Origin of the sequence: Curvibacter delicatus NBRC 14919 (assembly GCF_001592265.1) — a bacterium.
Lineage (GTDB): Bacteria > Pseudomonadota > Gammaproteobacteria > Burkholderiales > Burkholderiaceae_C > Hylemonella > Hylemonella delicata.
This window is the reverse complement of sequence record NZ_BCWP01000001.1, coordinates 19,281-34,506: the sequence shown is the minus strand read 5'-3', so window position 1 is coordinate 34,506 and position 15,226 is coordinate 19,281. Positions and strand designations below refer to the sequence as shown.

Annotated in this window: 15 protein-coding genes; 10 read left to right on the top strand and 5 right to left on the bottom strand. The window is 63.0% G+C overall.

The window, feature by feature from the left end:
• The first annotated feature begins 93 nt into the window (after positions 1-93).
• Genes CDE01S_RS00150 through ruvC form a run of 4 tightly spaced genes read left to right on the top strand, consistent with a single transcriptional unit; the run spans position 94 to position 4,290 of the window.
• Complete coding sequence (locus tag CDE01S_RS00150; RefSeq protein ID WP_066701896.1) at positions 94-2,151, top strand: ribonuclease catalytic domain-containing protein; 2,058 nt, start codon at positions 94-96, stop codon at positions 2,149-2,151.
• Positions 2,148-3,017, top strand: coding sequence for an energy transducer TonB (locus tag CDE01S_RS00145; RefSeq protein ID WP_245636063.1), 870 nt, complete (start codon positions 2,148-2,150; stop codon positions 3,015-3,017). The genes CDE01S_RS00150 and CDE01S_RS00145 overlap by 4 nt, the downstream gene beginning before the upstream one ends.
• Positions 3,014-3,745, top strand: coding sequence for a monofunctional biosynthetic peptidoglycan transglycosylase (gene mtgA, locus CDE01S_RS00140; protein ID WP_066701893.1), 732 nt, complete (start codon positions 3,014-3,016; stop codon positions 3,743-3,745). Before CDE01S_RS00145 ends, mtgA begins: the two co-directional genes overlap by 4 nt.
• Positions 3,742-4,290, top strand: a complete 549-nt coding sequence (gene ruvC, locus CDE01S_RS00135; RefSeq protein WP_066701891.1) for a crossover junction endodeoxyribonuclease RuvC — start codon at positions 3,742-3,744, stop codon at positions 4,288-4,290. Before mtgA ends, ruvC begins: the two co-directional genes overlap by 4 nt.
• Before the next feature lie 12 nt (positions 4,291-4,302).
• On the opposite strand, the gene CDE01S_RS00130 is transcribed toward ruvC, so the two are convergent.
• Positions 4,303-6,171 carry a YhgE/Pip domain-containing protein gene (locus tag CDE01S_RS00130; protein WP_245636062.1) on the bottom strand — a complete coding sequence of 623 codons (1,869 nt, stop codon included), beginning with the start codon at positions 6,169-6,171 and terminating at the stop codon, positions 4,303-4,305.
• A gap of 386 nt (positions 6,172-6,557) precedes the next feature.
• On the opposite strand from CDE01S_RS00130, the gene CDE01S_RS00125 reads away from it, so the two are divergent.
• The 6 genes from CDE01S_RS00125 to CDE01S_RS00100 all read left to right on the top strand — a co-directional run bounded on the left by CDE01S_RS00125 (position 6,558) and on the right by CDE01S_RS00100 (position 11,324).
• On the top strand, positions 6,558-7,142 hold the full coding sequence (locus CDE01S_RS00125) for a hypothetical protein (RefSeq protein ID WP_066701882.1): 585 nt from the start codon (positions 6,558-6,560) through the stop codon (positions 7,140-7,142).
• Positions 7,143-7,193: 51 nt separating this feature from the next.
• Entirely contained in the window at positions 7,194-7,784 is a 591-nt protein-coding gene (locus tag CDE01S_RS00120) for a cell division protein FtsI (RefSeq protein ID WP_157076998.1), read from the top strand.
• Positions 7,781-8,509: a flagellar basal body L-ring protein FlgH gene (locus tag CDE01S_RS00115; RefSeq protein WP_245636061.1), complete on the top strand. Its 729-nt coding sequence runs from the start codon at positions 7,781-7,783 to the stop codon at positions 8,507-8,509. The genes CDE01S_RS00120 and CDE01S_RS00115 overlap by 4 nt, the downstream gene beginning before the upstream one ends.
• 89 nt (positions 8,510-8,598) lie before the next feature.
• Positions 8,599-9,207 carry a chalcone isomerase family protein gene (locus CDE01S_RS00110; RefSeq protein WP_066701878.1) on the top strand — a complete coding sequence of 203 codons (609 nt, stop codon included), beginning with the start codon at positions 8,599-8,601 and terminating at the stop codon, positions 9,205-9,207.
• Positions 9,208-9,483: 276 nt separating this feature from the next.
• The gene (locus tag CDE01S_RS00105; RefSeq protein WP_066701875.1) at positions 9,484-10,224 is read left to right on the top strand and encodes a response regulator; all 741 of its coding nucleotides are present in this window, start codon (positions 9,484-9,486) and stop codon (positions 10,222-10,224) included.
• Entirely contained in the window at positions 10,212-11,324 is a 1,113-nt protein-coding gene (locus CDE01S_RS00100; RefSeq protein ID WP_066701872.1) for a sensor histidine kinase, read from the top strand. Before CDE01S_RS00105 ends, CDE01S_RS00100 begins: the two co-directional genes overlap by 13 nt.
• Before the next feature lie 31 nt (positions 11,325-11,355).
• Here CDE01S_RS00100 and CDE01S_RS18650 read toward each other — a convergent pair whose 3' ends face one another.
• From CDE01S_RS18650 to ftsA, 4 genes are all read right to left on the bottom strand, one after another.
• The gene (locus CDE01S_RS18650; protein ID WP_169802221.1) at positions 11,356-11,532 is read right to left on the bottom strand and encodes a hypothetical protein; all 177 of its coding nucleotides are present in this window, start codon (positions 11,530-11,532) and stop codon (positions 11,356-11,358) included.
• A 21-nt stretch (positions 11,533-11,553) separates the two neighbouring features.
• The gene (lpxC, locus tag CDE01S_RS00095) at positions 11,554-12,477 is read right to left on the bottom strand and encodes a UDP-3-O-acyl-N-acetylglucosamine deacetylase (RefSeq protein WP_066701869.1); all 924 of its coding nucleotides are present in this window, start codon (positions 12,475-12,477) and stop codon (positions 11,554-11,556) included.
• A gap of 95 nt (positions 12,478-12,572) precedes the next feature.
• Positions 12,573-13,844, bottom strand: coding sequence for a cell division protein FtsZ (ftsZ, locus tag CDE01S_RS00090; protein ID WP_066701866.1), 1,272 nt, complete (start codon positions 13,842-13,844; stop codon positions 12,573-12,575).
• Positions 13,845-13,976: 132 nt separating this feature from the next.
• Positions 13,977-15,206, bottom strand: a complete 1,230-nt coding sequence (gene ftsA / locus CDE01S_RS00085) for a cell division protein FtsA (protein WP_066701863.1) — start codon at positions 15,204-15,206, stop codon at positions 13,977-13,979.
• Between the last annotated feature and the right edge of the window lie 20 nt (positions 15,207-15,226).

Genomic DNA, 15,226 nt, shown 5'->3' with positions numbered 1-15,226 from the left:
CCCCACTGCAACATTCTGAAAAATTCGAATCCTTCTCCCGGCTCGAAAGCCCCGGCCAACGGGAAGCGCTGATTTACTGGGACAATCGGGCCCATGTTTGCATTGTTTGATGAAGCCGGCAAATTCCTCGCCGGCAGGATCCTGTCCGAGGCCGAGGCCTCGATCCAGGTAGAACTGGAATCCGGCAAGCGCGTCAAGGTGAAAGCCGCCAACGTGCTGCTCAAGTTCGACAAGCCCAGCCCGGCCGAGTTGCTGAGTGCGGCCCAGACGCTGAGCCAAGGCATCGAGCTGGAGCTGGCCTGGGAATTCGCACCGGAAGATGACTTCGGCTTTGCCGATCTCGCCAGCGTCTACTTCCAGGATCCGCCCACGCTGCCGCAGCAAGCCGCCGCACTGTTGCGCCTGCAGGAAGCACCGCACTATTTCCGCCGCGCCGGCAAGGGGCGCTTCAAGAAGGCGCCGGCCGAAATCATCCAGCAGGCGCTGGCGGCGATCGAAAAGAAACGCGTGCTGCAGCTGCAGATCGAGGACTGGGCCGCCGCCCTGGGCCGCGGCGAGTGCCCGCAACCGATCCGCGAGCAGCTCTACAAGATCCTGTTCAAGCCGGACAAGAACGCACCCGAGTACAAGGCCGTGGTCGAGGCCTCGCGTGCCACCCACACCGCACCGCTGGACCTGCTGCAGAAGGCCGGCGCCATCGACTCGCCCTACCAGTTCCACTGGCGGCGCTTCCTGTTCGAGAACTTTCCCAAGGGCTACGGCTTTCCTGCCCTTGAAGCCCCCGAGATCCGGGACGAACTCCCGCTGGCCACCGTGCAGGCTTTTTCCATCGATGATTCGGCCACCACCGAGATCGACGACGCGCTGTCGGTGCAAGGTCTGGGCGAAGGTACGGTGACAGTCGGCATCCACATCGCCGCGCCGGGCCTGGCGGTGCAACGCGACAGCGCGGTTGACAACGTGGGCCGCGCGCGCCTGTCCACCGTCTACATGCCGGGCTACAAGCTCACCATGCTGCCTGACGAGGTGGTGCAACGCTACACCTTGCAGGAAGGGCGTGACTGCCCGGCGGTGTCGCTCTATGTGGCGCTGGACGAGACGACGCTGGAGATTCGCGGCCATGAGACGCGGCTGGAACGCGTGCCGATCGCGCACAACCTGCGCCACGACCAGCTCGACGCGGTGGTCACGGCCGAGTGGCTGCAAAACCCCGGGTTTGAGCATCAAAACGGCACGCAGCCCTTGTCACATCTGCGCGAACAGCTATCATTTTTATACCGCTTGGCCCTGCACCTGAAAGCGCAGCGCGAGATGGTGCGCGGCAAACCCGAGACCTTCAACCGCCCGGACTACACCTTCAAACTGGTCGGCAACGGCGATGCCGAACCCAGCGGCCACGAACAGGTCGTGATCGGCACGCGTCAGCGCGGCGCCCCGCTCGACCTGATGGTGGCCGAGGCCATGATCCTGGCCAACAGCACCTGGGGCCAGTGGCTGGCCGAGCACGGCGTGCCCGGCATCTACCGCAGCCAGGCCAGCCTGGCGCCGGGCGTCAAGGTGCGCATGGGCACCAAGGCGCTGCCGCACGCCGGCATCGGCGTCAAGGCCTACGCCTGGAGCACCTCGCCGTTGCGTCGTTACACCGACCTGGTGAACCAGTGGCAGATCATCGCCTGCGCGCGCCATGGCAAGACGGCGGCGCTGGCCGCGCCCTTCAAGCCGAAGGATGCCGAGCTGTTCGCCATCGTTTCCGGCTTCGACGCCGCCTACAGCGCCTACAACGGCTACCAGGGTGCCATTGAGCGCTTCTGGACGCTGAAATACGTGCAACAGAACAACATCACCGAGCTGGTGGCCATCGTGTTCAAGGACAACATGGCGCGCGCCGACGAGCTGCCGCTGGTGCTGCCGGTGCTCGGCGCACAGGACCTGCCGCGCGGCGCCAAGGTGCGCGTGAAGCTGGGCGAGATCGACGAGGTGGCGCTGGATGTCAAAGGCACGGTGATCGAGCGGCTGGACACCGCGCCCGAAGCCGTGGCCGAGGAGGAAGCCGAGGAAGAGGAGGCCGAACACCTGGCCGCCGGCCCGATCGAGATCGCCGTCGACGTCAACGAAGCTGAAGCCCCCGCGGGCGATAATCCTGCCTCGTGAACCTGCGCGCCCTCAGTCCCTTGCAGCTGGCCCTCGGCATCTCGGTGGCCGTCCATGCCGTCTTGCTGACGGTGCGCATCGTCGACCCCGAAGCCTTCAACCGCGTGTTTGAAGACACACTGCTGGAAGTGGTGCTGGTCAACGCCCGCACCAACGAACGCCCCGACAAAGCCCGCGCCATTGCCCAGGCCACCATGGCCGGCGGCGGCGAGGCGCAGCAGGGCCGGGCCACCAGCCCGTTGCCCTCCGCCTTGCTGAGCGACAGCGGGGATGCCGTCGAAGAGGAAACGCAAAGGAAACTGCAGGCCATGCAGGTCCAGCAGACCCTGTTGCTGGCACAGATCAAGCAGCAGATCGCGGCCCTGCCCAAGACCGATCCGACGCAACCCAGCGATGCCTCCGAGCTGGCTGCCCGCGAGGAAAAGCGCCGCCAGCTGATCAAGCTGCTGGCCGAGATCGAACGCCGCATCAACCAGGAAAATGCCCGACCCAAGAAGCGCTACATCAGCCCGGCCACGCGGGAAGAGGTCTACGCCATTTACTACGACCAGCTGCGCCGCAGCATCGAGGACCGCGGCACGGAAAACTTTCCCGAGGCCGGCGGCAAAAAACTCTATGGTGAGTTGACCATGATGGTCACCGTCAACCACGACGGCCGTGTGCTCGCCACCGAGGTGGTGGAAAGCTCAGGCAACCGTACGCTCGACCGCCGTGCCCAAGCGATTGCCAAGAGCGCCGGCCCCTTCGGCGCGTTCAGCCAGGCGATGCGCCGTCAGGCCGAGCAGATCGTGGTGGTGTCGCGCTTCCGTTTCACGCGCGACCAGACCCTGGAAACCCGCATCAGCGCACCGGTGTCACAGCGATGAAAGGCTTGCTGCGCTGGACTTTCCTGCTCGCGGCTGCGCTGCTGGCGCTGCAGCTGTTCTTCGTGGCGCGCATCGCCTTGATGGTGGTCGTCAATCCGCAGTCCACCGCCTTTGAGCGCTCCGAGGCCTGGCGCCTCCTGAACGAGAAGGACCAGCTGCGCTGGCGCCAGCAGTGGGTGGACTATGCCGACATCTCCGACCACCTCAAACGTGCGGTGATCGCCTCGGAGGACGACGGCTTCACCTACCACGATGGCGTGGACTGGGACGCGCTGGAAAAAGCCTGGCAGAAGAACGCCAAGGCCGAAGCGCAGGCTGCGAAAAAAGCCGCCAATGGTGCCAAGGTGGTGAAGCCGCCCAAGATCGTCGGCGGCTCCACCATCACGCAGCAGTTGGCCAAGAACCTGTTCCTCTCCGGCGAGCGCAGCTTCGTGCGCAAGGGCCAGGAGTTTGTGCTGACCTTCCTGCTGGAACAACTGCTGAGCAAACGGCGCATCCTGGAGATCTACCTCAACCACGTCGAATGGGGCGAAGGCGTGTTCGGTGCCGAAGCTGCCGCGCAGCACTACTTCCGCAAGCCAGCCGCCCGGCTCACACCGCTGGAGGCGGCACGGCTGGCCGTGATGCTGCCGCGGCCCAAATACTTCGAGAAGCTGCCCAACTCCAGCTACCTGGCCGAGCGCTCGGCGGTGATCGCCGCACGGCTGTGGAACGCAGAGCTGCCATGAGGATCCTCGGCATCGACCCCGGCCTGCGCACCACCGGTTTCGGCGTCATCGACGTGACCGGCCACCAGCTGAGTTATGTGGCCAGCGGCACCATCAGCACCCTGCACCTGGCACAAGGCGAGCTGCCGGCGCGCCTGAAGGTGCTGTTCGATGGTATCCATGAGGTGATCGCGCGTTACCAGCCCGAGGCGGCTGCCGTGGAAATCGTGTTTGTCAACGTCAACCCGCAGTCCACCCTGCTGCTGGGCCAGGCACGCGGCGCCTGCGTCACGGCGCTGGTGACGCGCGACCTGCCGGTAGCCGAGTACACCGCGCTGCAGATGAAGCAGGCCGTGGTCGGCCACGGCCGCGCACAAAAAGCCCAGGTGCAGGAGATGGTGAAGCGCCTGCTCAAATTGCCCGGCCTGCCGGGGCCGGACGCGGCCGACGCGCTGGGTCTGGCCATCACCCATGCCCACGTGGGGCAGGCTCAGGCGCAGATCGCCAAAGCCACGCCGCTGACGCGCAAGACCAGCGGCATGTACCGCGCCGGGCGCAGCCGCTGAGCACCAGCCGCCTCAGATCTCGATGCCGGGTTTGTAATCCGCTGCCGGTACGGTCTGCCAGTGCCGCACCAGACTGGCCAGCAGCAGCGCCAGCGCACCGATCAGCATCAACTCCAGCCAAGCCGATAGCCAGCCGTGGTCAAAGGCCCCGAACAGGCTGGCACGCAGTGCCTTGACGACCCACGTGAAGGGCAGCCAGGCGTGCACGGCCTGGAAGAAATCGGCCGTGAGTTCAATCGGCATCACGCCGCCGCCGGCCGCCAGCTGCAACGTGAGCAGCAGGACGACCAGCAGCTTGCCCGCCTCACCCAGGGCTCGCAGCAACAGGTAGACGATGGCCAGAAAGGCCTGGCCGGCCGCCAGCATGACCAAGATGAGGCTGGCATAGTCCGGCACCGTGATGCCCAGGCCGAACACCAGCATCAGCAAGGTCAGGCCCGTCTGCACCAGCACCACCAGGGCAGGTGCGACAAACTTGCCGAGTGTTTTGACCAGTGCAGGCGCCCCTGCGTGCTCCACCGCCAGCACGCGCACATTGAACAGGTACACCGCCATCACCGCCCCCAGCCACAAGGCCATGGCGATCATGTTGGGCGCAAAAGCGCTGCCATTGTTGGCCACTGGCGCCATCACTTCCAGCGCGGGCTTGACGGAATCCGCCAGCCCGCTCGCACTGCCGTCCAGCTTGCTGACTGATGTCGGCAGCGCCGAGGCCACCAGCTCGATCCCGGTCCGCAGCTTGGTGGCGCCGCGCAGCAAGTCGCCACTGCCCTTGGCAAAAGCATCCAGCCGCGCATCTTCCGGCAGTTTCTCGGCCAGCGTGCGCAGCCCCTCACCCAGGGCACTGGCGCCATCGACCAGTTTGTCCGCCCCCTCTTCCACCCTGGCAGCACCACGCGTCAGGCGTGCATTCGCATCCAGCGCCTTCATCAGCCCGTCGTTCAACTGTTGACCGCCTGCGGCCAGTTCCCCGGCGCTGGCTGAAATTTTGTCGCCCACGAAGGGAATGCCCGCGGTTTCCTGCTGCATCTGAACGGCGCCTTCGGTCAGCTTGAGTGCGCCGGCCTGCAATTGCTCCAGCCCTGTGCCCAGCTCACGCTGGCGCAGGTTCAGACGCTGGGTACCCGCCTTGAAGGCCTTGAGCTCGGCCTCAGGCGGCAACTTGGACTCCATGGTGCGGATGCCGGCGCCAACCTGCTTGAAGCCATTCGCCAACTGCACTACCGTGCCGCTGTAGCGGGTCAGCCCGTCGTTGTAGGTCAAGACGCCGGTGCGCAACTCCGCCATGCCGGCCTTCAGCATGTCCAGGCTTTTGCCGGAACCATCCGCCGACAGCAGCACCTGCTCCCAGCGCTTCTCGTTCAACGCTTCATTGACCTGATGCCCCAGGTCGACCGCAAAGCGGCGCGCAAAACCCGCCGCCGCGTAGTTGTTGCCTTCGGACAGCACCACCGTCACGGTGCCGGCCCCGGCATACTCGCCGGGTACCGCGCTGGCGCTGAAATCGCGCGGGATGATGATGGCAAACGCCAGGCTGCCGTGCTTGACCGCCTGGCGCGCGGCATCGGCAGCATCCAGCTTGCGAAAACCGAAGGTGGCGGACTTGATCAACTCGCTTGTCAGCTCCGCACCCACATTCATGTTGCGGCCACGGTAATCGAAGCCCTCGTCCAGGTTGACGATGCCTACCGGCAGATCACTGGTCTTGGCATTCGGATCCCAGACGCTGGAAAGGTAAATCAGCGCATAGGCTGCCGGCACCAGCGCAATGGCCAGCACGGCCAACCACAGGCGCGAAGAGCGACGGAACAACGCCAGGTCGGTCCTGACGATCTGCCAGATGGCGAGCATGGCGCGGCTCAATGGGTTTGCGGAGCTCATGGCGCTGATTGTGCTGGTTTTCACACGGGCACAACAACGCGCCCACGGTGCTGCCTCATCTTTTACATAACTTCATCGACCGCCCGCCAGCCTAGCTGGCATTGACAACCGCTCCTCAGACTGAAGAGTTGCATGTCTTTGGGTGAGCAGCCCATTCTTGCCTGCAAACGGCCTCAACGCTTGCAGTTCGACGACCCGCGAAAGCCCCAATCACCTGGGCATGGTTCTGTATCAACTTCGTATCGACAAGCGCTGCACCATGTCATGTTGATATGTCTTCGGTAAACATTTATTTCAATGTGGAGGCGTGGTTTCTCCAGTGAAAACCTGGTTTGTCAGAGCCCCGAGGAGTGACGAATTTTCTTCCGGTTAATGGAGAGAGCGACATGGAATGGCAAACCTACCATTCATTCACCCCCTCAACCAACCTTCGGGAGATTATTGTGAGCAGCATCAATTCGATTTCTTCCTATGTGCAACCTTTGACCTCAACAAAGGCTTGCCAGGACGACTACACGATCAACGCCAACCTGTACGGCCCGGCCGTTGCCTCCGTGATCGGTGTGGCCAACGCCGCGGCAGACTCGGTCAGCGCCATTTGCTCGTTCAGTGCGGAAAGCCTGGAAAAACTGGGCGACATGGCCGATGCCGGTTATGACGCCGTCGGCACGGCACTCAGCGATACCGGAGACGCCGTCGAATCGGCCATCGACAGCGTCACAAACGGTTTCACCCAGCTGTACACAGACGTCGCCGCCATGGCCAGCGACGGCCTGGACACCCTCGGCGAGGTCGGCCAAAGCGTGAGCCATGCGGCGGAAGACGTTGTCGACAGCATTGAAGACGGGCTGTCGGATGCCGCCACCGCCGTCAGCGATGCGGCATCCTCTGTCGTCGACGGCATCAGCACCGCCGCCGGCAATGTGGCCGACTTCGTGTCGTTGGGTGTTACCGCCGGCACGCTGTCCTGAACAGGGTCGGCTGACATGTTGTGCCGCCACTCACCACGCAAGTCACCGGTCATGCACCGCCAAGCGCTTCAACTGCAAGTCCTCGCCCTGGTCATGGCCGGGCTGTCGCTGTCAGGCTGCTCGATCATCAGCCCGGCGCCACTCTGGGAATTGGCCAAGGCAACAGGCAGTCTGGCCAGCATGGCCGTGGCAACCGCCCCTGGCGAGTCCAGCAACACGGTGTACCACGCCCATGAACCGCTCAAGGAGTTGTGCATTGAGTTCAACCCTCAAGCGCAGGTGGCGGACATCGTGCCGGCCCTGCAGATCGCGCTGCGCCAGCACCAGATCGAAAGCCGGGTGTACGAGGGCATTGCTGCGACCGAGAAATGCAATGTCTGGTTGAGGTACAGCGCTTTCATCGACTGGGGACAGTACCCGCTCAGCGACCGCTACAAACCGTATGTAAGCAAAGCCGCACTGACGCTGCAAACAGCCCGGGGACGGGTTCTGTCAAGCAGCCACTATGAACTGGACCCCGTGCTCGGCACAAGCAAATGGGCCAGCACGCAAGACAAGCTGACCCCTGTGGTGTCCGCCCTGATCACCGGCATCGAGAACAAGCCTGCGTCCACCCCCACCTCCCAGAAGGAGAAGACATGAAGCAACTTTCAGTACCTCGCGCATGCACGCCCGGCAACGGTGGCATGTACAGCACGCTGGTTTGTACGGTCTTGTGCGCCTGCCTGGCGACCGGTTGTGCCAACACGCCCCGTACGATTGTCCAGGGCCCGTTGACGGCACCGCCGGTCTCCCGTCCGGCCGCTGTGGAGCGTGTGAATACCGGTTCGCTGTTTCAGCCGGGCATGGCATCGCTCTACTCGGGCCGGCAAAAACCACGCCACATCGGCGACACGCTGAAGGTCGACATCTCCGAAAATCTTCGCGCGAGCAATACGGTCAAGAACGACATGAACCGCGCGAGCTCGTTCAGCTCCAAAGGGCCTGGCAATGCCGACCCGGCCAACCTCCTGAGCGGGTTGATGAATCAGAACATCTCGGGCTCGGGCAGCACTGCCTTCAAGGGCGATGGGACCACCAAGAACGACAGCAGCTTCACAGGCCAGCTGGCTGCCTCGGTGATCAATGTGCTGTCCAACGGTAATCTGGTCGTCGCCGGCGAACGCAGCATTGCACTCAGCGGCAGCGTCAGCACCATGCGCTTTTCGGGCGTCGTGGACCCCAAGGACATCAAGGAAGGCAACGTCATCATCTCGAGCGATGTGGTCAATGCACGTCTCGAGGTCGTCAGTCAGGGCGACGTGGCGGACAGCACCACACGCAACTGGCTGCAACGCGTTCTGACCAACAACCTCGCCGTCTGGTAACGGGGAAAACGGACCGCACTGTGCATCGACCCTCAGCATTTTTCATGCGGTTCCCCTGTGATATCGCGGAGCCGCGCAAGGAGAAAATCATGATTTCACGCTTTCGGACCAGCCTGGCTGCTGCTGCCTGCGCGCTTGCCTGGGCCCCGGCCATGGCCTCAGTCAACATGGAAGGTGTCGCGCTGGACGAATCGGTCCTGGTCGCCGGCAAGAACCTCAAACTCAACGGCGCCGGCATCAGCTTCCGGCTGATCTTCAAGGTGTACGCCATGGGGCTGTACCTGCTGGATCGCAAGGCGACCGTCCAGGACGTACTGGCCACGGACGGCCCCCGCCGCCTCGTCATCACCATGCTGCGTGACGTGAGCGGCGAAGACTTCAACGAAGCCATTCTGAGTTTCATCTCCAACGAAGCTAGCAGCATGCAGGCCAAATCGATCGGACATGTTCTGTTGCTGGGCAAGGCCATTGCCAGTCAGCCCCAAGGCCTGCGCAAGGGCGACACCTTGACCATGGACTGGGTACCGGGCACCGGCACGGTGATTGAACTCAACAAGAAGCCGCTGACCGAGCCGATGCGCGACATCGCCTTCTACAACGCATTGCTGAATATCTGGCTGGGTGACAAGCCGGCCGATCCGGCACTCAAGACCAAGCTGCTGGGACGCCCTGCGCAAGTGCGCGCCGCAGTCAACTGATGCCGGAATCTGCCGATGTTCCAAGAAGCCATGCGCCGTACCTGACAGGAAGCACGCTGCTTTTTCGCGCCGCACGAGATGCATCGAGCATCTCCCGTGTTGCGAGGCAAGGCCCTATCCAGCGTGTTTTTTTCTTTATGTAAACGCTATTTATCACCTATGTATCCAGCATGGCGTGAATGAGTCAGTAAGCGTTGAAATGAGCGAAGAAAATCGCGCAATTCAACGTTTAAGTCGGAATCGTCACTCGACTGTTTCTTGTTTAATCCGTATGTCATGACCTCGCGAAAACAAATTTTGATCGTTGACGACGACAAAGAGATCACCACGATGCTGCCCCAGTATCTGGTCTCGTATGGTTATGAAGCGTTTGCCGCTGGTGATGCCGACAGCATGCAATACCAGTTGTCCCAGCACGCGATTGATCTCATCATTCTGGATGTGATGCTGCCGGGCACCGATGGTCTTGCACTGGCGCGCGAGATGCGAAAGAAGTCGCGCCTGCCGATCATCATGTTGACCGCACGTACCAACCCCTATGATCGTGTCGTCGGTCTGGAAACAGGTGCCGATGACTACATGGGAAAACCTTTCGAGCGGCGCGAATTGGTGGCGCGCATACAGTCGGTCCTGCGCCGATCCACAGCCAGCCTCAGGCGACCAACGGACCATGCACGTAGCGACATGATCAGTTTTGACGGCTGGGAGTTGCATCGGGAAAACCACTGCCTGCATGCACCCGACGGGGCTGTCGTGGCCTTGTCCAATGCTGAATTTCGTCTGCTGTGTCTTCTTCTGCAAACGCCGCGTCGCGCCCTCAAACGCGATCAGCTCATGGAAAGAGGAAGCAGTCACACCCTGGATTCAGGCGAACGCAGCATCGATCTGCTGGTATCACGGCTGCGTCAGAAACTGGTCCGCACGCCTGGCGGCTTCAACATGATCAAGACCGTACGCGGCGTTGGTTACATGCTCAATGCCCAGTCAGTTCAGGGGCGCATGGTGTGGCGCAGCTAAGCACCTGGCTTCGAAGGCTGACGCCAAACACCCTGTTTGGCCAACTGACGCTGCTCTTGTTCACAGCCCTGCTGGCGGGGTACATCCTGGCCCTGATCGTGATGTTCCAATTGTGGCCGGAGATGTTCGAGACGGGCCCCGTGCCCGGTGGGACTCCGCAAGCTGGAGCAGCTGCCGGGGTGGATTCGCTGCCTCCCGCTCCAGCCGTCATCGACACACTTGTCACACTCGCTTCTTTCTCTCATACCGGTGCCTGGCTCGACCTGGGGGCGAGGTTCCTGATTTTGATACCGGCAGCCGGTCTCGGTGCCCGCTGGCTGCTGTCCAGCATGCAACGCCATGTCCTGTCGACACATGAGTTTGAGCACAAGCGCCCATATCTGGCGGGGATGGGTGGCAATGATGCGGCATGCCGGGAAATCGGCGAGGTGCGTCAACCGCCCTCGGCAGAAGTTGCTCGGACGCTCAGTGAGGCCGACTTCTTTCTGGCCGCGGTATCGCATGACCTTCGAGCGCCTTTGACACGTCTGGCACTGCGTGTCGAGAGCCTGTCCAGCGAAGAACAGCAGCGGGGCTTCTGGCGTGACATCCGCGAGATGAATGCCATGATCTCGTCGACGCTGAATCATCTGCGCGGCGTGGCTGATCCGGAACCTCTTGTATCGCTGGATCTGGTCTCGCTGTTGAACAGCGTCGCCGATGATCAATTGGCGAGCGGCCATCCCGTGCGCATCTTCGATGCCGACCCGCCCCTGCCCTGTCCGACCTTGCGGACCCAGGCTTCGGCTTTGCGCCGCTGCATCAGCAATCTTGTCGATAACGCTGTGCGCTACGGTGGCAGCGCCGAAATCCGTTACAGGGATTTGACCGACCATGTCTGCATCGAGATCCGTGATCACGGCCCCGGCATCCCTGACGACGAGCTGGACAAGGTAGTGATCCCCTTCTATCGCATGGCGGACTCACGCGAGCGCCATGGTGGCGGCGTCGGCCTGGGCCTCTCGATTGCCAACAGCATCGTGCAACGCCTTCAGGGCCAACTGCATCTGAGGAACGCCCAACCGAATGGGCTGGTGGTGACGGTGACGTTGCCGCGTTGAAGGTATTCAGCGCGGCTGCAAAGCCGCACCTTTATGCGATCCGCTCCAGGATCAGGACGGCAAAAAACCCGCCGGCGGCAATCAACGTCCACTTGAGTGTGAGCAAGCCCCAGCGCTTGTAGCGTGGCTGGCCTGTGCCAACAAAGAAGGCGAAAGACACCGCTGCACCGATCAGCAGCAACAGGATGAGCCAGCGAAACAGCAGCACCGCGCTTGCTCCGTGTCTGCCCTACCAGGCGCGCGCCAGCTGGGCAAAGCCCTTGGGAGCCAGCTTTTCGTCGGGGAAGGTCACGGTTTCCCAGGCATCGGTGCGCACCAACAATTCGCGCAACAGCTTGTTGTTCAGCGCATGGCCAGAGCGGAAGGCGCTGTAGCTGGCCAGCAGCGGCTTGCCCAGGACATAGAGGTCGCCCATGGCGTCGAGAATCTTGTGCTTGACGAACTCGTCGTCGTAGCGCAGCCCGCCGGCGTTGAGCACCTTGTAGTCGTCCATCACGATGGCGTTGTCCAAGCCACCACCCAAGGCCAGGCCGTTGGCACGCATCATCTCCACATCCTTCGTAAAGCCGAAAGTGCGCGCACGGGCAATGTCACGCGAGTAGGAGTTGGTGCTCATGTCGAACTCGACACGCTGTCCGGTGGAATCCACCGCCGGGTGGCTGAAGTCGATCTCGAAACTGAGCTTGTAGCCGTGATAGGGGTCGAGTCGCGCCCATTTTTCAGCCGCACCCTGGCCTTCGCGCACTTCCACCGGCTTGGTCACGCGGATGAAACGACGTGGCGCGTTCTGCAATTCGATGCCGGCACTTTGCAATAGGAAGACAAAGGATGCTGCCGAGCCGTCGAGAATGGGCACCTCTTCGGCCGTGATGTCGACATACAGGTTGTCCACCCCCAGGCCAGCACAGGCCGACATCAGGTGCTCCACCGTATGCACCTTGGCGCCGCCATTGGACAGCGTCGAAGCCAGACGCGTGTCACTCACCGCCATCGCCGAGACCGGAATGTCGACCGGCTGTGCCAGATCGACACGCCGGAACACGATACCGGTGTCGGGCTGTGCCGGGCGTAGCGTGATCTCGACCCGCTGGCCGCTATGCAGACCCACGCCAACGGCGCGGGTGAGGGATTTGAGAGTTCTTTGCTGAAGCACAGTTTGATTTTACGGTTGGCGGCATTTTCCTGCCGAAAACAGGCTGGCCCCCTTGCCACCCATAGGGGCAAGAGGGCCTGGCTCAGACCACAGGATCAGTCGGCTTGTTTGCGCAGGAAAGCCGGGATCTCGAAGTCGTCCATGCCACCGGAGGACAACGCATCGACCTTGGCCGCAGCCTGGGTGCGATTGGTGCGCCAGACGCTGGGCGTGGCCATGGTCTGGTAGTCCGGCTGCGGCACACCCGCGGTGGCGGGGGCCACGCCGGGCGCCATCATGCCGCCCGTGCCCAGAGCACCACCCGCCGGGGTGCCACCCATCGGCGTGCTGAGCGTGGGCACCTGGAACGGCACGTTGTCGGTACCGGTGCGCAGCACCTGCAGCGGCGGCGCGGTGCGGCGCATGCCCTGGCGGGAGAGGCCGGTGGCCACCACGGTGACACGGATGTCGTCGCCGAGCTCGTCGTCGTAGGCGGTACCGTAGATCACGTGGGCGTCCGGCGAAGCATAGGCACGGATGGTGTTCATGGCCAGCTTGGACTCAGACAGCTTGAGGCTGCCCTTGGCTGCGGTGATCAGCACCAGCACACCGCGCGCGCCGGAGAGGTCGATGCCCTCGAGCAGCGGGCAGGCCACGGCCTGCTCGGCAGCAATGCGGGCCCGGTCCGGACCGCTGGCGACGGCGGTGCCCATCATGGCCTTGCCAGGCTCGCCCATCACGGTGCGCACATCTTCAAAGTCGACGTTCACATGACCGGGCACGTTGATGATTTCGGCAATGCCGCCCACGGCGTTCTTCAGCACGTCGTTGGCATGGGCAAAGGCCTCGTCCTGCGTCACGTCATCACCCAGTACCTCGAGCAGCTTCTCGTTGAGCACGACAATCAGCGAGTCCACATTGGCTTCCAGTTCGGCCAGACCACTGTCGGCATTGGTCATGCGGCGACCACCTTCCCAGTCAAAGGGCTTGGTGACCACACCGACGGTGAGAATGCCCATTTCCTTGGCCACGCGCGCGATCACGGGGGCCGCACCGGTGCCGGTGCCGCCGCCCATGCCGGCAGTGATGAACAGCATGTGGGCACCTGCGACGGCGGCACGGATGTCATCCTCGGCCACTTCGGCGGCGTCGCGCCCCTTCTCGGGCTTGCTGCCGGCGCCCAGGCCGCTGTTGCCAAGCTGGATCACCTTGTGCGCACTGCTGCGCATCAGGGCCTGGGCGTCGGTGTTGGCGCAGATGAATTCCACGCCCTGCACTTCGCTGGCGATCATGTGTTCCACCGCATTGCCGCCGCCACCACCAACACCGATCACCTTGATCTGGGTGCCCTGGTTGAAGCCTTCTTCTTCAATCATTTCGATACTCATTTTTGATTCTCCTTGATGCAGTTGCCTTTGATTTCTGTTCGATAGCCGTGAATGCGGGTCATGAGGGCGGGCCGATGCACCGCCATCGGGGGTGAGGACTTCCGCGTGCCAACCAGATCTTGTGTTGCATGGTCAGAAGTTCCCGATGAACCAGTCCTTGACGCGGCCCATCGCCGTCTTCATGGAACCATTTTTCTGCGCCACCTTGAAGCCGCGCATGCGCGCCAGCCGGGCCTCTTCGAGCAGCCCCATGACGGTGGCCGCGCGCGGCTGGGCCACCATGTCGGACAGGGCGCTGGCGTATTTCGGCACACCGCGGCGCACCGGCTTGAGGAAGATGTCCTCGCCCAACTCGACCATGCCCGGCATGATGGAGCTGCCGCCGGTGAGCACGATGCCGGAGGACAACACCTCCTCGCAACCCGACTCGCGCAGCACCTGGTGCACCAGCGAAAAGATTTCTTCAATGCGCGGCTCGATCACGCCGGCCAGCGCCTGGCGGCCAAGCATGCGCGGGCCGCGGTCACCCAGGCCCGGCACCTCCACCTGGGTCTCGGGGTCAGCCAGCAGCTGCTTGGCAAAGCCGCTTTCCACCTTGATGTCCTCGGCGTCCTTGGTCGGCGTGCGCAACGCCATGGCAATGTCGCTGGTGATCAGGTCACCGGCAATCGGGATCACCGCCGTGTGGCGGATGGCGCCGTTGGTGAAGATGGCCACGTCGGTGGTTCCTGCGCCGATGTCGACGCAGGCCACGCCGAGTTCCTTCTCGTCCTCGGTCAGCACCGACAGACTGGAAGCCAGCGGGTTGAGCATCAGCTGCTCCACTTCCAGGCCACAGCGGCGCACGCACTTGATGATGTTTTCGGCCGCACTCTGGGCACCGGTGACGATGTGCACCTTGGCTTCCAGACGGATGCCGCTCATGCCGATCGGCTCGCGCACATCCTGGCCGTCAATGATGAACTCCTGCGGCTCCACCAGCAGCAGGCGCTGGTCGGTCGAGATGTTGATGGCCTTGGCGGTTTCCACCACACGCGCCACGTCGGCCGCCGTCACTTCGCGGTCCTTCACCGCCACCATGCCGCTGGAGTTGATGCCGCGGATGTGACTGCCGGTGATGCCGGTGTAGACGCGCGTAATCTTGCAGTCGGCCATCAGCTCGGCCTCTTTCAGCGCCTGCTGGATGCTCTGCACCGTGGCATCGATGTTGACCACCACGCCACGCTTGAGGCCGTTGCTCGGGGCGATGCCCAAGCCGGCGAGCTTGAGTTCGCCATTGGGCAGCACCTCGGCCACCACCGCCATCACCTTGGCGGTGCCGATGTCGAGCCCGACAACCAGGTCTTTGTACTCTTTTGCCATATGCGGTCCTGTGTGTCTTT